Below are 18242 nucleotides of genomic sequence, written 5' to 3'. Positions count from 1 at the left end.
GTCGCCGAGGGCACATCCAGGGCACATGAGCCCGGGAAACGGCGTTGACCTGTGAGAACTACCGAGACGCGTTCCCGCAGGTCAACGCACACTTCACCGAGAAACCCCAGGTCAGCGCCCCGCCGCCCCCAATCGCTGCACGAATGGCAGGACTTCAGCCATCGGCTGCACGAGGCGGGGCATCAGGCGTACTGCCTGGTGTGGCCCTGATACCCGGGTTCCGGTGCGTCGAGGCGGGGCCTTCGGGTCCCGCCTCCGCCAGTTCCTGGGAGGGACGTCGGGCCTCCCGCGCCGGAGCGTGTCGTTGTCTGAAGACGTCACCGGCCGCCTCACGGTGTGTCACCGTACAAAGCCGACCAGCGGTTCCAGCAGGTCCAGGGCCTCGTCCCGGCGGAAGCGGTCCGCGCCTCCGCCGGTCTCCGGCCGGTGCGGTGCGCACGAGCCGAGCAGCACGCCGATCCCCGGCAGCCGGTTCAGGCTCCCCCGGTAGGCGGGCTGGGCGGCCTGGGCGGAGTCCGGGTAGGGCAGCGCCGCCGTCGGGATGCCCCTGCCGCCTCGACCGCCCGCGCGTCGATGAAGCGGAGGCCCCGCGGGGTGGTGACGATACCGACGTCCCAGGTCGCCAGGGCAGCGGTGATCAGCTCGCCGACGTCGGGGGCGGCACCCGCCGCGCCCACGACGACGTGTCCCGGACGGTCGGTTCGCTCACACGGGGACTCCCCGGTCGGCGGCCGAAGTCCGCTCGTCCGGCCACCGGGGGGTGCGTCAGCGTCCGCTGACGGTGAGTTCGTAGTCGCCGATCAGGTCGCCGAGGAGCGTGCCGGCGGTGATGTCGCTGGTGACGTGGCCGGCCATGTAGAGGCGGGAGTAGAGGACCTCGCCCCGCATCCAGCGGTACTCCTCGGCCCGGTGCGGGGAGAGGGACCCCAGGTAGGTGACGGCGGCGGCCGAGAGGGTGGCGTGCCGGGAGGGGTAGGAGTACGGGCCCTTGCCGCCGGGCTGGATGTGCTTGTCCGGGCGCAGCGTGGGGTCCAGGACGTACGGGGCCGGCTGCTTGTCCCTGGCCGCCACCTGGTCGCTGATCGTCTTGGCCATCTTCAGGGCCGCCTTCAGCTCCGTCTTCTCGGCCGTGCCCTGCCGCGCCGGGACCAGTTCGCGCTGGTCGTGGAGGTAGAGCTTCCAGACGTCCTTCTTGCCGTGGAGCTCCAGCCAGGTGGCCGCCCTCTTCCCGGCCGCCGTACGGGTCCTGGCGAGCCGCTGGTCCTGGTGGAGTTCGGCGGTGCGCTGGGCCGCGGTGGGCGGGGCGGGCACCTGCCGGGCGGCCCAGGCGGCGAACGCCTTGTCGTCGCGCGTGGTGCCGTGCGTCCTCCTCCACTGGGCGAAGAGGGCGTCGGCCTTCTCGCGCTGGTCGTCCGCCGCCCTGCCGATCGCGGCGATCTCGTGGTCGGTGAAGAGCGTGGGCGGCGGGTCCTGCTTGATCTTGTCCGTCGCGCTGGGCTTCTTCTTCGAGGAGGTGACGGTCGTGACCAGCTGCGGTCGCAGCGCGCCGAGGGCGACGGCCCCGACGGCGAGCAGCGCGACCAGGGCGTAGGGCCATTTGACACCGCGCAGGACGTTCATGCGGCGGGAATCCTTTCGGGGAGCGGCGCGGGGATCGCCGCGGTGGTGAAGTGGGCGCGCGCGAGGCGGCGTACGTCGTTGGCGGGCAGGCCCGGGGTGAGCAGGGACAGGCCGACGACGTACTTGCTGAGCGAGACCGGCCGGACGCCCATGCCGAGCAGCAGCCGGTCGGCGGGTGCGGGCCGCGTCCCGCCCTTGGTCTCGATCAGGACGTGGCCGTGGTCGAGCCTGGCCGTGCGGTCGTCGCGGTGGCAGCTGAGGGTGCCGTCGAGGGTGACGCGGCTGCCGCGGTCGAGGTCGGCGAGGGCCACTCGTACGTAACGGACCTCGGCGGCGGCGGACAGTCCGGCGGACCTCGCGGACACGCCTGCCCGGCCCAGCGCGCCGTCGACGAACCCGGCCGCCCCGGTGGTCAGTTCGCCGTACTCGGCTGCCGGGACCGTCAGGGCGTGCTTGACCGTGGCGCCGCGGCCGTCCTTCGTCTTGACCTCCACCCGGCACAGCCCGTCCTCGGCGTAGAGGCGGGTACGGACCTTCCAGCGCCGGCGACGCCCCTGGACGTGGGCCCGCCAGGCGCCCAGCCCCGGGGTGTCGAAGTAGGTGCTGAGGTAGCTGGTCGTGCGACGGCCGCCGAGGTCGAGGACGTGGTGGCTGTCGGCGAGGGCGGCGATGAGACGGCGGGCCCGGTCGACCGGGACCAGGTACTTGCGGTCGACCCGGTGCTGGAGCGCCGCGGCCGCGTCCACCTCGGCGAGCGTCGCGCCGCGCAACTCCTCCAGGCACAGCTCGGCCGCGAGGCGGGAACCCGGGGTCACGGCGCCGTCACCGGTTCACGCGGCTCGGGGTCCGAGGCGATGGCGGGCTCCTGCGGCCCGACCGGATAGCGGGCGGAGACCCGGGTGGTCTCGCGGACGTAGTCCACCTCGTCCACGACGACGGACAGCGGCGCCCGGCCGAAGCGGAGGGCCACGTCCCCGGCGATCGCGGAGTCGTCCGGGTAGATCCGGTCGAGGGTGAGCTTCACCGTCCGGGCCGGGGGCCCGTACGACGCGGGGTCGTCGACCATGAGCACCGCCACCAGTACCACGGCGTCCAGAGCGACGACGAGCCACATCTGACGCTGCGGCAGGCCCGTGCACAGCGCGATCACCAGCGTGACGAAGGTGTACGCGACATCGCGCAGGGTGAAGGCCGCGCTGCGCAGGCGGACCAGGGAGAGGATGCCGAACAGTCCGAAGCCGACCCCCGCCGGGAACTTGCCGGCGCTGATGACGCTCATCGCGGCGAACAGGCCGACGTTCAGCGTGGTCAGCACCAACGGCATCGCCGGGGCGCTCGGGCGGCGCCGGTAGAGCCGGCCGACCAGGATCAGCAGGGCGATGACATCGAGACCGCCGCGGGTCAGCAGGTCGGTGACCGCGATGTGGTGGGTGATGCCCTTGGTGGCGAGCACCAGTGCGTGCATGGCTGTTCCTTCCGCCGCGACACGTCGGACGGCGGACCGGTCGCGGTCCGCGGAGCACCGCGACCGGAGGGACAGTAGGGATTTCACATGAACAGACCATGAAGGCTTCCAGCCGGCCGGCCGTGCCCGGGGGGCGGCTAGTCTGCCCGGCATGCACTGCCTGGTCGTCGACGACGAGACCCGCCTGACCGATCTGGTCGTCCGCTACCTGACCGAGTCCGGACACACCGCCGAGGGCCGCTACGACGGCACCTCCGGCCTGGCCGCGGCCCGCGACCCGCGGGTCGACGGCGTACTCCTGGACGTGATGCTGCCCGGCCTCGACGGCATCGAGGTGTGCCGCACCCTGCGTGAGGAGGGCATCGACGTGCCCGTCATCCTGCTCACCGCGCGCGGGGCGATCAGCGAGCGCGTCGCCGGCCTGGACGCCGGCGCCGACGACTACATGGTCAAGCCCTTCGCCATGGAGGAGTTGCTCGCCCGGCTGCGCGCGATATCCCGGCGCCGCCCCGACACCGCCGGCCGCCTGCGGGTCGGCGACCTCGTCCTCGACCCCGAACAGCAGCGTGCCTGGCGTGCGGACAGCGAACTCGACCTGTCCCGGCGGGAGTTCGCCGTACTGCGGGTGCTCATGGAGAACGCCGGCCGGGTCGTCTCGCGCCTCCAGCTGCTCGACGAGGTCTGGGACGGCGAGACCGACCTGCGCAGCAACGCCATCGACGTGCACGTGTCCAAGGTGCGCGCCAAGGCCGACCGGGCCTTCGGTCGTACGACCATCACGACACTGCGCGGACGCGGCTACCGGCTGGAGACCGCCTCGTGAGAGGGGCCGGACGCCTGTGGACGTGGTTCAGGCGCCTGCCCGTCGTGGCCCGCCTCGTGCTGGCCGTCGCCCTGACCATGTCCATGGTCCTCGCGGGTGCCGCCGGCCTGGTCTACTGGCGGGTCCAGACGGCCCTCGACCAGCAGCTCGACGACGACCTGACCACCTACCGGCACAGCCTGGACCAGGCCGTCCGCACCGGCACCCCCCTGCCGCCCGGCCCCAGTGGAAGCCTCCACCAGGTCCTCGACGAGCGGGGCCGCGTCCTGGGTTCCAGCGACGCCGTGCGCCACCGGCGGCTCCTCACCGCCGCCGAACTCTCCGCGGCCGCAGGCGGGCGGACGGTGCGGCACGACGTCGGCCCCCTGCTGCCCATCACCTCGGGCACCCTGCGCCTCCAGGCCCGGCGCGTCACCACCGCCGGACAGGCGCGGATCGTGGTCGCGGCCGTCCGGCGCGGCCACCGCGACGAGGCGCTGCGCGAACTCCTCGGCCAGCTCGCCTTCGCCTCCGGGCTGACGCTGATCGCCGCGTCCTACGTCGGTTACCGCACCGCCCGCGCCGCCCTGCGTCCCGTGGAGCGCTACCGCCGCGGTGCCGCCACCTTCGCCGACGGCGCCCAGGACCTGCGCCTGGACGTGCCCGCCGACCGCGACGACGAGATCACCCGCCTCGGCCACACCCTCAACCACATGCTCGACCAGCTGGCCGCCGCCAGCGCCCGCGAGCACCAGTTCATCGCCGACGCCAGCCACGAACTGCGCACCCCGCTCACCCTGATGCGGGCCGAACTCGACGTCGCCCTGCACCGCCCGCGCACCACCGAGGAGCTCACCGAGACCCTGCGCTCGGTCGACACCGAGGTCGGCCGCCTGGTCACCCTCGCCAACGCCCTCCTCGACCTGGAACAGCTCGCGAGCGGCGAGCACATCCAGCGCGCCCCGGTCGAGCTGGCCCGCTTCCTCGACGACGCCTCCGCCCCCTACCGCGGCGCCGCCGAGCGCGACGGACGCGCGTTCGAGGTCGAGTGCGGCCAGGAGACCACCGTCGAGGTCGACCCGCGGTGGCTGGAGCCGGCCGTCGGGACCCTGCTGGACAACGCCCTGCGCCACGGGACCGGCGCGATCCGGCTGCGCGCCGTCGCCCGTGGCGGACGACTGCGCCTGTCGGTGTCCGACGAGGGCCCCGGCTTCCCGCCCGACTTCCTCGCGCACGCCTTCGACCGCTTCACCCGCGCCGAGTCCAGCCGCACCACCTCCGGCACCGGCCTCGGCCTCGCCCTGGCCGCGGCGGTCGCCGCCTCCCACGGCGGCACCGCACGCGCCGGGAACATCTCGCCGGGGGCCGTCGTCACCCTCGACATCGCGTGCTGAGGCGGGGGCACGCGCCGGCCGCCCGGCGCGTGCCCCCGTTCCCCGAGCCTGCCGGCCCCGGCGTCCGGGCCCGGCCGCCCATGAGGGGGGAGCGGTGCCGACGAGGACTCCGTGCCGCGCGCGGCGAGGCACCCCTCGTCCGGCGCGGGGGCCGTCCCGGAACGGACGGCCGGCCGCGTTCAGGGGCGCCGCGGCGCACCGCCGGGGGAGGACGGGTCCGGTCCGTCCGGGCGGGCGGGCCCGGCACCCCCGCGGTCCCCGTGGTCGCAGGCGTAGGTCGCGAAGACGCCGGCCGTGGCCGCCCCGGTGTGCAGGAAGCGCTCGTCCAGGATGACCGCCAGATCGTCCAGCGCCCTGCGGAGCACCGCGGCGGAGAGCCGGACATCGGGATGGCGGGCGCCGGCCGCCCGCTCCGCGAGGTCGGCGGCATGGCCGATCTGCCGGGGCAGCGAGGTGTTCTCGTCGCCGTCGTAGAAGTAGTACGACTCGGCGTACTGGAGGAAGTCGACCGTGATCACCGAGACGGCCGAGGCCAGACTGTCCAGCAGGGCCGCGCCCCCGTCCGAGTCGAGCGCCTCGGAGGTCACCCCGCCGCGACGCACGTGGGACAGGCGCAGCGCGAAGGTGCGGCGACGGGCCAGGGCCGGGTAGATGCCGAGGATCCACGACACGGTCGCCGACAGCAGGGCGAAGCCGACGAGCGCCTCCAGCGGGCCGGCGACGCGCAGCCAGCCCGTGGCCGGCGCGATGTCCCCGAAGCCGAGGGTGGAGAGCGTGACCAGGGAGACGTACAGCGCGTCCACCGGCCCCGCGTGCTCGGCCGCGACGAGTTTCGAGGAGTACGCGAAACTCTCCGGCATGTGCGGCCAGTAGACCAGGGCCCACCCCACGGCCACGGTCAGCGCCCACACCGCGACGACGCAGACCATGCCCATGGGGCCGGCGAGCCCGGCCGCGCGCCACCGGACGCTCAGGCGCGAGGACAGCCGCCACAACCCGGTCATCACGAGCCTGCTCAGGCCACCGTGGCGGGTCGGGTGCCAGATGGTGTGGAACACGTCCCGCAGGATGGCCATCACGAGGGCGACGCCGAGGAGCGTCACGAACCACGTCATGTCCTCGCCCTTCCCGCCGGAGACGACGGCCTCCCGCACCCGGGGTGGTCTCAGCCCGTGCGAGTGACCGCGCGTCCCGGCGGGGCCCGCGCGGCGGCCCGTGCCCGGCCGCCGCGGCGGGTCGCGGGCGCCTGTTCGGCCGCGTGGCCGACGGCGACGAGTGCCTCACCCCGTGGTGCGGGAGCCACCGGCGAGCCCGGTCGGGTGAGGAGGCGACCGGCAGGCGGGAAGCGGTGCTCACTCCCTGCCGCGGACCACCACGACGGAGCAGTGCGCGTGATGCAGCAGGGCCTGGCTGACCGAGCCGAGGAGCAGGCCGGCGAAGCCGCCGCGCCCGCGGGCGCCGCACACGACCAGCTGTGCGTCGCGGCTCGCCTCGATCAGCGCCGCGCGGATCCGCGAGCGCGCCAGGCGCCGCTCCACCGCGACCTGTGGGTACCGCGCCTGCCACGGGGCCAGGGTCTCGTCCAGCAACCGCTGCTGCTCCTCGCGGAGCCGATCGATGTCGACCACCAGGTTCAGCGAGTCGCCCGGCCCCTCGTACGCCCGTTCGCTCCGGGTGTTCCACACGTGCAGGGCCAGCAGGTCGGCCCCGCGCATCGACGCCTCGGCGAAGGCGAACTCGACGGCGCGTTCGCCGGCCGGGGAGCCGTCCACCGCCAGCAGCACGGGGCCGGTCGGGTCCGGCCTGCCCCGCACCACCAGCACCGGGCAGTGGCCGTAGGCGGCCAGGTGCACGGCGGTGGAACCGAGGAGCAGGCTGCCGAACCCGCTGAGCCCGCGGCTGCCCACCACGACGAGCGAGGCGGTGCGCGACTCGATCTCCAGCACCATCAGCGGCTCGCCGACGGGCACCTCCCGGGCGATGTCCACACGCGGGGCGGCCTCGCGCGCCCTATGTTCGGCCTCGGCCAGGGTGCCGTCCACCAGTTCGCGCACCCCCGCTCGGGCGGGATCCCAAGGAGGCCCGCCGGACGGCGGATGGATCGACGGCCACCCGAAGGCGTGCACCAACCGCAGGCCGACCCCGCTGAGCACCGCCTCGCGTGCCGCCGCCTCGACCGCGTCCAGGCTGGACGGTGAGCCGTCGACTCCCACGACGACCGGTTTCGCCATGCCGCGCCTCCTCGCCTCGCCGTCCGTGCGTTCGCCCTGCCCGGCTCCCGTCCATCCTCCGCCACCGTGCCGGGCGGCGCAGGGGACCGAGGCCTCCGGCGACTTCTCGGGGCACCGGCGCCGGACCGGGTCGGCACCGGCTCCCGGACGACGCGACACCGCCGCCGCGGCGCCCCGCCCTGAACCTGGTCACGTTCGGTCATCACCCGGAAGGCGGAGCAGACAGGGCGTGGACCCGCCCGGACGGGTCGTATGAGGAGGGGTGCCGTCACCCGGAAGGCCCCCGGAGGAGGAAGTCGTGTTCCGCCACTCGATACGTACGCTCCTGATCGGTCTGTGCGCGCTGACCGCGGCATCGCAAACGGTCTCCGCCCTGGCCGTCGCCGGCCCGGCAGGCCCCCGCCCCGAGGTTCGCGCCGCCCGCGCCATGGGAGCGCGGACGCTCGCTGACCTGACCACCGCCATGCAGGGCGAGGCGTTCGCCTACGCCTCCTACGGCCTCTTCGGCGCCCAGGCCGACGGCGCGGCCCACCCCGCCGCCGGACGGCTCTTCCGGACCGCGGCGCGGACCGAGCTGGACGAGCATCTGCGCGAGGCGGCCACGCTGGCCGGCGTGGTCGGCACGAACGCCGCCGACCTGCGCGCGGCCATCCAGGGGGAGTCGTACGAGCACCAGGTCATGTACCGGGGCTTCGCGGCCCAGGCCCGGCAGGACGGGGACACGAAGGCCGCCGAACTGTTCACGGAGCTCGCCGCGGACGAGGGCCGCCACCGGGATGCCTTCCGCACGGCCCTCACCGTCGTGACCTCCGGCCACGGCACCGTTCCGGCGCCGCCCACCGCCACGACGGTGCCGGTGTCCGCCGGGCCGCCGAAGGTGCGCGCCGCCCGCACGAGGACCAACCTGGACACCGCGATGCACGGCGAGGCCCTGGCCTACGCCAAGTACACGCTGTTCGCGGCGCAGGCGAAGCGGACCGGCGCACCCGCACTGGCCCGGCTGTGGGAAGGGACGGCCGCGGTGGAGCTGCACGAGCACTTCGCCGGCGAGGCGGTCCTGGCGGGACTGGTGCGGACCACGAGGCAGAACCTGAGCAGGGCGGTGACCGGAGAGCGCTCCGAGGCGACCGCCGTCTACCCCGGGTTCGCCCGTCGGGCGGAGGCGGTCCACGACACGGCGGCCGCCGCCTACTTCCGCAGCACCGCCGCGGACGAGGCCCGGCACGCCGCCGCCTTCCAGGCAGCCCTCGACCGGCTCCGCTGAGCGCGGCGCGGCCGAGGGACGAACGGCCCCTGCCGTCGGCTCCGGCGGGAGAGCAGGCTGGACGTGCCGTACGGACAGCTGTTCCCACCGCCGAGGAGACGGGTGGCATGAGTGCCGAGGCCACGGGCGGGACCGATGAGACGCGTGTGCTGGTGGTCGAGGACGACCGGGGCATCGCGGAGTCCCTGGTGCGCGGGCTGCGACAGGCCGGCTACGCGGTCGAGGGCGTCCGGACCGGGCGAGCGGCGCTGGCCGCGCCCAGCCCCGATGTCGTGCTGCTGGACCTGGGGCTGCCCGACATCGACGGCGTCGAGGTGTGCCGGAGGCTGCGCGCGCGGTCGGACGCCGCGATCATCGCCGTCACCGCGCGGGGCGAGGAGGCGGACCGGGTGGTCGCTCTGGACGAGGGTGCCGACGACTACCTGGTCAAGCCGTTCGGGCTGGCCGAGCTGCTCGCGCGGATCCGGGCCGTGCTGCGCCGCCGGCGCCCGGCGGAGCCGGAGGTTCTCCGGCACGGCCCGCTGGTGCTCGACCTGCGCACCCGGCAGGTCTCGGTCGACGGCCGCCAGGTCACGCTGACCCCGAAGGAGTTCGGCATCCTGGAGTGCCTGGCCGCCGACCCCGGCCGGCTGCTGAGCCGGCAGCAGGTCCTGGAGCGGGTCTGGGACGACCACTGGTACGGCCCCACCAAGGTGGTGGACGTGCACATCGCGGCGCTGCGCCGCAAACTCGGCGCCCCGGGGCTCATCGAAACCGTCTACGGACACGGCTTCCGGCTCGGGGAGGTCCAGGAGTCCCAGGAGGGGACGTGACCCGCCGGATCGCCTGGACGCTCCTGGTCCTCACCTCCGTACTGCTGGTGCTGGCGGTCGTACCGCTCGCGGTGTCGCTGACGGCCCGCGAGCGCGTCGCGTTCCGCGACAGCCAGCGGGCGGCCACCCGGGTGATCGCCGCGGCGGCCGAGGAGCACCTCTCCGACCACAGGCCCGCCACCGTCATGCGCCAGGAGCTGGACGCCGCGGCCCGGACGGGGGACTGCGCGGCCGTGTACGACGCCTCCGCACGCCTGGTGGCCAGTACGCCCTGTACGGCGGCCCAGGGCCGGGAGGCGGAGGAACTGGCCGAGAGGGTCCTCGCCGGGCACGAGCCCGAACCGCCGGAGAACGAGGGCCGGCTGCTGACCGCGGAACCGGCCGGCGAGGTCCGCAACCCGTCCGGGGCGGTCGTCCTGGGCCGCTCCGCGGCCCCGCTCGACGCCCGGATCGCCGCCATCTGGGGCTGGTCGGCCGCGATCGGCGCGGCGGGGCTGGCCGCCTCGGTGCTGCTGTCCGTCCGCCTCGCCCGCTGGGTCGGCCGCCCGCTGTCGAGACTGGACGTCAGCGCCCAGCGGCTGGGCGAGGGCGCCCTCGACGAGCGGGCCGAGGTCGACGGCGGGCCTGAGGAGGTACGCCGTCTGGCCGCCACCTTCAACACCATGGCGGCCCGCATGGAGGCGCTGGTGCACGGCCACCGGGCCGTGCTCGCCGACGTGTCCCACCAGCTGCGCACGCCGCTGGCGGCGCTGCGGCTGCGGCTCGACGTCCTCGGCGCGGGGGCGGGGGGCGACACCGCCGCCGAGTTGGCCGCCGCGCAGGAGGAGATCGCCCGGCTGTCCCGGCTGGTCGACGGGCTGCTCGCGGTCGCGCGGGCCGAGCAGGTGACGCCCCGGCCGGTCGCCGTCCGGGTCGACGAGGTGGTGGCCGAGCGGGTGGCGGCCTGGGCACCGGTGGCCGGGGAACGCGGGGTACGGCTGACCGTCGCGGACGGCCCCGCCCTGTCCGCCGCGCTCGGCGCGGGCCACCTGGAGCAGGTCCTCGACAACCTGATCGCCAACGCCGTGGACGCCGTGTCCGAGGGCGGGACCGTGGGGCTCGACCACCGGGCGACCGAGGGCGTCATCCGTGTGCGCGTGCGGGACGACGGTCCCGGAATGAGTGCCGGGGCCAAGGCGGTCGCCTTCCGCCGGTTCGGCAACCCGGAGGCCAGGGGCGCCGGTCTGGGGCTCGCCATCGTCCACCGGCTGGTCACCTCCAACGGCGGTACGGCGCGGCTGGAGGACACCCCTGGCGGCGGGCTGACCGTCGTACTGGACCTGCCGCCGTGGCCGCAGGGCCGACCCGGGCCGTCGCCCCGGTGACCGGAGATCTTTACCAGTCCTGAAAAGGACGTGAGCGAGTTCCTGGGTGCCGCCGTCACAGCCTGGAGGTGCACGCAGCCGATCCGGGCCGCCGAATCCACCAGGAGCCGCTGCCATGGCACCCTCGCCCTCGTCCCACGAATTCGACCGGACCCCTTCGGCCGGTTCGCCCCTCGCACGTGATCGCGGACTGCGCCGGACCCGCCGCCTCACCCGGTGGCTCGCCGTCACCGCCGTGGCCGCCACGGCGGCCCTCGGCGGCCTCTACACCCATCTGATCCCGGGGAGCGCGTCCTCGCCCGCGACGCCGCCCGCGTCCGGGCAGAGCCCGAACGCGTCGTCCGCCCCCGCCGGAGGAGACGACGAGGAGGACGGTTCCGACGACGAGGAGGAGGAGGCGGCCGCCGCGAAGCCCGTGCCGCGGGCCCCGGCCCAGCCGCCCGCCTCCACCCAGCACAAGCCCCACACCACGACGGGGGCGTCATGACCACGCACATCCCGAAGCCGTCTCCCGCCGAGGTCAGCTTCCCGGCGCTCGGCACCACGGCCGCGCTGTTCGTCACCGAGCCGGCCGCCCTGCGCACCGCCGAGGCGGTCCTGCGCGCCGAGCTGGCCGCCGTCGACCGCGCGTGCAGCCGCTTCCGCTCCGACTCCGAACTGACCCGGGTGAACCGGAGCGCGGGCGGCCCGGTGACCGTCGGCGAGGTCTTCGCCGAGGCCCTCCTGGCCGCTCTGCGGGCCGCGGACCTCACCGACGGGGCGGTGGACCCGACCGTCGGCCACGCGGTGGCCGCGCTCGGCTACGACCGCACCTTCGCCTCCCTGCGCCCCGACGACGTCCGCCCGCTGCCCCGGCTCCGGCCGGTCCCCGGATGGCGCGGGATCGACTTCGACCCCCGCACCGGCCGGCTGTTCCTGCCGCCGCACACCTCCCTCGACCTGGGTGCCACCGCCAAGGCCCTCGCCGCCGACCGCGCCGCCCGCCACGCCGCCGCGGCCACCGGCTGCGGCGTCCTGGTCGGTCTCGGCGGCGACCTCGCGACGGCCGGGCCGACGCCCGCGGACGGCTGGCGCGTCGCGCTGGCCGACGACCACGCCCGGCCCGCCACGGACCACGGCCCCGCCGTGGCCATCACCGGCGGCGCGCTGGCGACCTCCGGCATCCGCGTGCGCACCTGGCGGCGCGCCGGCCGCACGCTGCACCACATCGTCGACCCGGCCACCGGCGAACCGGCCGCCCCCGTCTGGCGCACCGTCACCGTGGCCGCCGCCACGTGCGTGGACGCCAACACCGCCAGTACGGCCTCGATCGTGCTGGGCGACCGGGCCGTCGACTGGCTGCGCGGCACCGCCCTGCCCGCCCGGCTGGTCGGCCTCGACGGCCACGTCGTACGTCTCGGCGGCTGGCCACCCGACTCCGACGCTCCCGCCCCGGGAGGCACCCGATGACGACCCTGGCCCTCACCGGCAGCCCCCTGTGGTACGCCAGCCGGGCGAGCGGCACCCTCGCCCTGATCCTGCTCACCGCCGTCGTGGCCCTGGGCATCGCCTCCGGCGGCCGCGCCGCGCCCCACCGCGTCGGCCGCTTCGAGATCGGCCTGCTGCACCGCAACCTGTCCCTGCTCACGCTGGTGTTCCTCGCCGTGCACGGGGTGACGGCGGTGCTCGATCCGTTCGCCCGCCTGGGGTGGGCGGTGACCGTCGTGCCGTTCGGGGCGTCGTACCGACCGCTCTGGCTCGGCCTGGGCACGGCCGCGCTCGACCTGCTGCTCGCGGTGATCGTCACCAGCGCCCTGCGCCGGCGCCTCGGCGTGCGTCGCTGGAAGGCCGTGCACTGGCTGGCGTACGCGGCCTGGCCGCTCGCCCTCTTCCACGGTGTCGGAACCGGTACCGACACCCGGTTGCCCCTCCAGCTGTGGCTCTACGCCGGATGCCTCGGCACGGTGGTGGCCGCCGTGTGGTGGCGGTCGGCCGAGGCCGGGCCGGGCCGGATCGCCGGGCGCCTGCTGACCGCCGTGGCCGCGACCGCCGTACCGGTGGTGCTCGGTGCGTTCCTCGCCGCCGGCCCGCTCCAGCCGGGCTGGGCCCAGCGCGCGGCCGCGACGACGATCCTCCTGGGAGGTGGACGGTGAACTCCTCGGCCACGGCGGCCCTTTCGGCCCGCCCCTCCGCCGCGTCGGGCGAACCCCGGCTGCTGGCCGGCTGGTACGCCACGGGGCGGCCGGCTGCCCTGTCCGATCACCTCGGACGCTACGGGCCTCCGCCGGTCCCCGCGGGCAAGGGCGGGCGTACGTCCGTGCCGCTCGTGGAGGCGGTCGAGGCGGCCGGACTCACCGGGCGCGGCGGCGCGGGCTTCCCCACCGCCCGCAAGCTGCGCGCCGTGGCGGAACGCCGTGGCCGCGCGGTGGTCGTCGTCAACGCCATGGAGAGCGAACCGGCGAGCCGCAAGGACCAGTTCCTCGTCGCCGTCGCACCGCACCTCGTGCTCGACGGTGCCGTACTGGCCGCGGTCGCGGTCGGCGCGGACACCGTCCACGTGTGCCTGCCCCGCGACCGCACCGCCCAGTACCGGCAGCTGAGCGCGGCTCTGGACGAACGCCGGCGCGCCCGCCTCGATCCGGTCCGGCTGCGGCTGCACGCCCTCCTGCACGCCTACGTCTCCAGCGAGTCGACCTCCCTGGTGCGCTGGCTGAACGGGGGCCCGGCCCGGCCGCAGGGCAGCCCTCCGCGCACCCACGAGCGCGGCGTCGACCGGCGCCCTACGCTGGTCGACAACGCCGAGACGCTCGCGCACCTCGCCCTCATCGCCCGCTACGGCCCCGACTGGTACCGGCGCGCGGGCACCCCGGACGAGCCCGGCACCACGCTGGTCACCGTCTCCGGCGCCGTCGCCGCACCGGGTGTCCTGGAAGTCGCGCTCGGCACACCGATCAGCACGCTCCTCGACCGCGCGGCGGGACCCACCGACCCCCTGCGGGCGGTGCTGCTCGGCGGCTTCGCCGGCACCTGGCTCCCGGCCGCGCACCTGGACACCCCCCTCGCCCGGCGCGATCTCGCCCCGCTGGGCGCCGCACCCGGCGCCGGGGTCCTCGTCGCGCTGCCCCGAGCGGCCTGCGGGCTCAGCGAGACGGCGCGGATGCTCGCCTACCTGGCCGCCCACAGCGCACGCCAGTGCGGCCCCTGCCACTTCGGCCTGCCCGCCGTGGCCGAGGACTTCACGACGCTGGCCACCGGACGTGCCGACCCCGGTCTGCCGGCGCGGCTGCGCCGTCGCACCGGTCTGCTGCCCGACCGCGGCGCCTGCCGCCATCCGGACGGCGCCGCCCGCCTCGCCGCCTCCGCCCTGCACACCTTCGCCGACGACGTCGGCCACCACCTCGCCCACGGCCCCTGCCCCGCCGCCCACCGGCCACCCCGCGTCCCGGTACCGCCCGCGACACCCCCGGAGACATGGCGATGACCCGCACCCGAAGCCTGCGCGTCGACCGCGTCGCCTGCACCGGCCAGGGGCTGTGCGCCGAGCTCCTGCCCGAACTGATCGACCTCGACGAATGGGGCTACCCCGTCCTGAAAGGCCGGGCGGTGCCCGGCGAACTGCGCGCCCACGCCCGCCGAGCCGTCGCCGCGTGTCCCCGGCTGGCCCTCCACGCCGACCGGGACCGGCCATGACCGGCGCGGACACGCGCCGTCCGCAGGGCCCCGAAGCAGGGCCGGACGTCCCCTCGCGCCGGCATCCGGGACGCGGTGTGCTGGAGGGGGGACCCGTCCCCCGAACGCCGCGCCGGACGAACCGAGGTACGCCATGACCCACCGCACGTCCCCGACCCCGCTGCGCCGTCTGACCGCGGCGGTCGTCTCGCCACGGCTCGAACCCGTCCTCCTGGCCGTCACCGCGGCGGCCCTGACGGCCGGCGGCATCGCCTGGCTCGCCGGCGCCGGCGGCCTCGCCGACCTCCTCTGGGCGCTGGGCACCCTGTCCGCCGTCGTCCCGGCGGTGGGATGGGTGCTCTCCGCGCTGCGCCACGGGCGCGCGGGCGTGGACCTCATCGCCGTCCTCGCGCTCGTCGGCACCCTGGCCGTCCACGAGTACCTGGCGGGTGCGCTGATCGCGCTCATGCTCGCCACCGGCCGCACCCTGGAAGCGGCGGCCCAGCGGCGCGCCTCCCACGACCTGCGCGCCCTGCTGGAACACGCGCCGCGCTCCGCGCGCCGCCGCACGGACGCCGGGGTGACCACGGTGCCGCTGGCCGAGGTCGCCGTCGGCGACCTGCTCGTCGTCGGTCCCGGCGAGGTCGTGCCCGTCGACGGCCGCGTGGAGAGCGACGCCGCCGTCCTCGACGAGTCCGTGCTCACCGGGGAGTCCGTCCAGGTGGAGCGAGCCCGGGACGGGGCGGTGCGCAGCGGCGTGGTCAACGCCGGCGGCGCCTTCGAGCTGCGTGCCTCGGCCACCGAGCGGGACAGCACCTACGCCGGGATCGTACGGCTGGCCCAGCAGGCCGGCGCCGAGTCCGCGCCCGTGGTGCGGCTGGCCGACCGCTACGCGGCCTGGTTCCTGCCGCTTTCCCTGGCGGTGGCGGGGCTGGCCTGGCTGGTCAGCGGCTCCGCCGTACGAGCGGTCGCCGTCCTGGTGGTCGCCACCCCCTGCCCGCTGCTGCTGGCCGCCCCCGTCGCCATCGTCTCCGGTCTCTCCCGCGCCTCCCGCCTGGGCGTCGTCATCCGGGACGGCGGCGCGCTGGAGAACCTCGGCCGCGCCCGCACCCTGCTGCTGGACAAGACCGGCACCCTCACCCGCGGCCGTCCCCGCGTCCTCGACGTGATCGCCGCGCCCGACGTCAAGGCCGCGGAGGTGCTGCGCCTCGCCGCCTCCCTCGACCAGTACTCGCCGCATGTCCTCGCCCAGGCCATCGTCGACACCGCGCGCGAACGCGGCCTCGGGCTCTCGGTCCCGGCGGACGTCACCGAGGAGCCCGGCCGGGGGGCCACCGGAACCGTGGACGGGCACCGGATCTCCGTGGGCCGTACGGATGCCGCGACCGCCCGGCCCGGTTGGGCGAAGGCGGTCGACAACCGTGCGCTGCTCGACGGCGCCGCCGTCGCCTGGCTCACCGTCGACGGGCACCTGGCCGGCGCGGTCCTGCTGCGCGATCCCCTGCGCAACGACGCCCCACGCACCCTGCGTCACCTGCGGACGGCGGGCATCGACCGGATTCTGATGCTCACCGGCGACCGGGCCGCACCCGCCCATGAGGTCGCCGCCGTCCTCGGCCTGGACGACGTCCGGGCCGAACTCGGCCCGGCCGACAAGGTCGCCGCCGTACGCGCCGAACGCGAGCGGGCGGTCACCGTGATGGTCGGCGACGGCGTCAACGACGCCCCCGCCCTCGCCGCCGCCGACATCGGCGTCGCCATGGGGGCCCGCGGCTCCACCGCCTCCTCCGAGGCCGCCGACATCGTCCTGACCACCGACCGCGTCGACCGGCTCGCCGACGCCGTCGCCATCGCGCAACGAGCCCGGCGCATAGCCGTCCAGAGCGCGCTCGGCGGCATGCTGATGTCCCTGGCCGCCATGGCCGCGGCCGCCTTCGGGCTGCTCCCGCCCGCCGCCGGCGCCCTGCTCCAGGAGGGCATCGACGTCGCCGTCATCCTCAACGCCCTGCGGGCCCTGCGGGTCGGCCAGGCCGCGCGTCCGCCGCTCACCCCTGCCGCCGAAGCCCTCATCCACCGCTTCGCCTCCGAGCACGACGACCTCCAGGACGTCCTGGAAGCGGTACGCGACGCGGCCGACCGTCTCTCCGACAGCTCCGGCCCGACAGCCCTGGCGGCGGTGGAGGAGACGCACCGGCTGCTGACCGAACGGCTGCTGCCGCACGAGTACGCCGAGGAGCACCAGCTCTACCCCGCCCTCGCTCCGACACTCGGCGGTCCCGAGGCCACCGCCACGATGAGCCGGGCCCACACCGAGATCGAACGGCTCTCCCGCCGTATCGCCACGCACCTGCAACTGGCCCACGCCGACGGGCACCTCTCCGCCGGACAGCTCGACGACCTGCGCTCGTGCCTCTACGGCCTCAACACCGTCCTGCGCCTGCACTTCACGCAGGAGGAGGAGAACTACTTCTCCCTCGCTCCGTGAACGACGGCGAGGCGCCCGCTCCCGCGGCGGCCGACCGGCCCGGGGCGTGGGCCGTGTCCGGGTACCGACCGGCCCATCGCCTCGGGCGAAGGGCCCCTGGCCCCGGCATCGGGCCGGGCGGACGATGAGGAGTGTCAGCAGTGCGCGGAAGCTCCTGAGGAGGTGGGTTCTGATGATGTACTGGGACGGTGGCGGCTGGGCCTGGATGGCGTTCATGCCGCTGTTCTGGCTCGCGTTGATCGGGCTGGTGGTCTGGGCCGTGGTTCGCCTGACCCGGCACCCGGGTGAGGGCCGGGGCGGCGGCGATCACGGTTGGGCTCCCCGGGAGACTCCCCGGGAGACGTCGCGGGAGACACCGGAGGAGATCCTCGACCGGCGCTTCGCCTCGGGTGAGATCGACGCGGACGCCTATCACGAGGCGCGCAAGCACCTCTCCTCGTACCGGGCGGGGCCGAGGTGAGCCGGCTGCGGGGCCGTCGGCTGCCGCTGGCCGTGCTGGTCGGTGCGCTGGCCGCGCTGATCGCGTCCGTGGTCTGGCCGGCGGGCGGCGGCTTCGAGCGGACGGGCCCCACCGCCGGCACGGCCGCCCGCGCCGGACCGGTGCGCGACCTGGCCGGCGCCGACCGCGCCGCCGAACGCTTCGCCGGCCGGTGGGACCTGCGTGTCGGCGAGGTCATGCAGTTCAGCGAGAACTACTACGCGGAGCTCCTCGACGCCCACGGCAGGCACGCCACCGAGGTCCTCGTCGAGCCCGGTTCGGGCGCCGTGCACCTGGAATACGGCCCGGCCATGATGTGGAACACGGCCTACGGCATGATGCCCGGCCACGGCATGACCCCCGGCCGCGCCCCGGGCGGCGCCCCGGCCGTCGGCCCCGACCGGGCCGTGCGCATCGCCGACCAGTGGCTGCGCGACCACCGCCCCGGGCTGCACGCCGCCCGGCCGGACGCCTTTCCCGGCTACTACACCCTGCACACCCTGCGTGACGGTCACGTCGTCGGCATGATCTCGGTCAACGCGACCACCGGCGACGTCTGGGACCACACCTGGCACGGCCGCTTCCTGCGGATGCGAGAGGACAGCGACCACACCTGACCGGGCGGTCCGGCCGAAACCGCCCCCGGTCGCCCGCCAGGGCCTTCGCGAGGGCGCCTGGG

General features: G+C 75.6%; 18 protein-coding genes. 13 read left to right on the top strand and 5 right to left on the bottom strand.

Annotated elements, in window-relative coordinates; genetic code table 11:
- Positions 1-765: 765 nt before the first annotated feature.
- The 3 genes from QSK45_RS30775 to QSK45_RS30765 are packed head-to-tail and all read right to left on the bottom strand — an operon-like array spanning position 766 to position 3085.
- Positions 766-1620 carry a phosphatase PAP2 family protein gene (locus QSK45_RS30775; RefSeq protein WP_285562171.1) on the bottom strand — a complete coding sequence of 285 codons (855 nt, stop codon included), beginning with the start codon at positions 1618-1620 and terminating at the stop codon, positions 766-768.
- Complete coding sequence (locus QSK45_RS30770; RefSeq protein WP_285562170.1) at positions 1617-2435, bottom strand: polyphosphate polymerase domain-containing protein; 819 nt, start codon at positions 2433-2435, stop codon at positions 1617-1619. Before QSK45_RS30770 ends, QSK45_RS30775 begins: the two co-directional genes overlap by 4 nt.
- On the bottom strand, positions 2432-3085 hold the full coding sequence (locus tag QSK45_RS30765; protein WP_285562169.1) for a DUF4956 domain-containing protein: 654 nt from the start codon (positions 3083-3085) through the stop codon (positions 2432-2434). Before QSK45_RS30765 ends, QSK45_RS30770 begins: the two co-directional genes overlap by 4 nt.
- A gap of 151 nt (positions 3086-3236) precedes the next feature.
- On the opposite strand from QSK45_RS30765, the gene QSK45_RS30760 reads away from it, so the two are divergent.
- Positions 3237-3908, top strand: coding sequence for a response regulator transcription factor (locus QSK45_RS30760; protein WP_285562168.1), 672 nt, complete (start codon positions 3237-3239; stop codon positions 3906-3908).
- Complete coding sequence (locus QSK45_RS30755; protein ID WP_285562167.1) at positions 3905-5281, top strand: sensor histidine kinase; 1377 nt, start codon at positions 3905-3907, stop codon at positions 5279-5281. Before QSK45_RS30760 ends, QSK45_RS30755 begins: the two co-directional genes overlap by 4 nt.
- A gap of 179 nt (positions 5282-5460) precedes the next feature.
- Here QSK45_RS30755 and QSK45_RS30750 read toward each other — a convergent pair whose 3' ends face one another.
- Together QSK45_RS30750 and QSK45_RS30745 are read right to left on the bottom strand one after the other, a co-directional pair.
- A complete protein-coding gene (locus QSK45_RS30750) occupies positions 5461-6396 on the bottom strand; it encodes a potassium channel family protein (RefSeq protein ID WP_285562166.1) in 936 nt (311 codons plus the stop codon).
- Between the two features lie 237 nt (positions 6397-6633).
- Positions 6634-7512, bottom strand: a complete 879-nt coding sequence (locus QSK45_RS30745) for a universal stress protein (protein ID WP_285562165.1) — start codon at positions 7510-7512, stop codon at positions 6634-6636.
- A 298-nt stretch (positions 7513-7810) separates the two neighbouring features.
- On the opposite strand from QSK45_RS30745, the gene QSK45_RS30740 reads away from it, so the two are divergent.
- From QSK45_RS30740 to QSK45_RS30690, 11 genes are all read left to right on the top strand, one after another.
- Positions 7811-8776 carry a ferritin family protein gene (locus tag QSK45_RS30740; protein ID WP_285562164.1) on the top strand — a complete coding sequence of 322 codons (966 nt, stop codon included), beginning with the start codon at positions 7811-7813 and terminating at the stop codon, positions 8774-8776.
- A 107-nt stretch (positions 8777-8883) separates the two neighbouring features.
- Positions 8884-9588 (top strand): response regulator transcription factor, encoded by a 705-nt coding sequence (locus tag QSK45_RS30735; RefSeq protein ID WP_285562163.1) that lies wholly within the window; start codon positions 8884-8886, stop codon positions 9586-9588.
- A complete protein-coding gene (locus QSK45_RS30730) occupies positions 9585-10952 on the top strand; it encodes a sensor histidine kinase (protein WP_285562162.1) in 1368 nt (455 codons plus the stop codon). Before QSK45_RS30735 ends, QSK45_RS30730 begins: the two co-directional genes overlap by 4 nt.
- A 115-nt stretch (positions 10953-11067) precedes the next feature.
- Positions 11068-11439, top strand: coding sequence for a hypothetical protein (locus tag QSK45_RS30725; RefSeq protein ID WP_285562161.1), 372 nt, complete (start codon positions 11068-11070; stop codon positions 11437-11439).
- Entirely contained in the window at positions 11436-12401 is a 966-nt protein-coding gene (locus QSK45_RS30720) for an FAD:protein FMN transferase (protein WP_285562160.1), read from the top strand. The genes QSK45_RS30725 and QSK45_RS30720 overlap by 4 nt, the downstream gene beginning before the upstream one ends.
- On the top strand, positions 12398-13084 hold the full coding sequence (locus QSK45_RS30715) for a ferric reductase-like transmembrane domain-containing protein (RefSeq protein ID WP_285562159.1): 687 nt from the start codon (positions 12398-12400) through the stop codon (positions 13082-13084). The genes QSK45_RS30720 and QSK45_RS30715 overlap by 4 nt, the downstream gene beginning before the upstream one ends.
- Entirely contained in the window at positions 13081-14412 is a 1332-nt protein-coding gene (locus QSK45_RS30710) for an NADH-ubiquinone oxidoreductase-F iron-sulfur binding region domain-containing protein (protein WP_285562158.1), read from the top strand. The genes QSK45_RS30715 and QSK45_RS30710 overlap by 4 nt, the downstream gene beginning before the upstream one ends.
- Positions 14409-14621 (top strand): ferredoxin, encoded by a 213-nt coding sequence (locus QSK45_RS30705; RefSeq protein ID WP_285562157.1) that lies wholly within the window; start codon positions 14409-14411, stop codon positions 14619-14621. The genes QSK45_RS30710 and QSK45_RS30705 overlap by 4 nt, the downstream gene beginning before the upstream one ends.
- Positions 14622-14754: 133 nt before the next feature.
- Positions 14755-17085 carry a heavy metal translocating P-type ATPase gene (locus tag QSK45_RS30700; protein WP_285562156.1) on the top strand — a complete coding sequence of 777 codons (2331 nt, stop codon included), beginning with the start codon at positions 14755-14757 and terminating at the stop codon, positions 17083-17085.
- 172 nt (positions 17086-17257) lie between these two features.
- Positions 17258-17545: an SHOCT domain-containing protein gene (locus QSK45_RS30695; RefSeq protein ID WP_285562155.1), complete on the top strand. Its 288-nt coding sequence runs from the start codon at positions 17258-17260 to the stop codon at positions 17543-17545.
- Entirely contained in the window at positions 17542-18180 is a 639-nt protein-coding gene (locus tag QSK45_RS30690) for a hypothetical protein (protein ID WP_285562154.1), read from the top strand. Before QSK45_RS30695 ends, QSK45_RS30690 begins: the two co-directional genes overlap by 4 nt.
- Positions 18181-18242 lie beyond the last annotated feature (62 nt).

Source organism: Streptomyces hygroscopicus subsp. hygroscopicus (genome assembly GCF_030269125.1).
Taxonomy (GTDB): domain Bacteria; phylum Actinomycetota; class Actinomycetes; order Streptomycetales; family Streptomycetaceae; genus Streptomyces; species Streptomyces hygroscopicus_C.
Note: the sequence above shows the minus strand (reverse complement) of the source record. Positions and strands in the feature narration are given on the sequence as shown.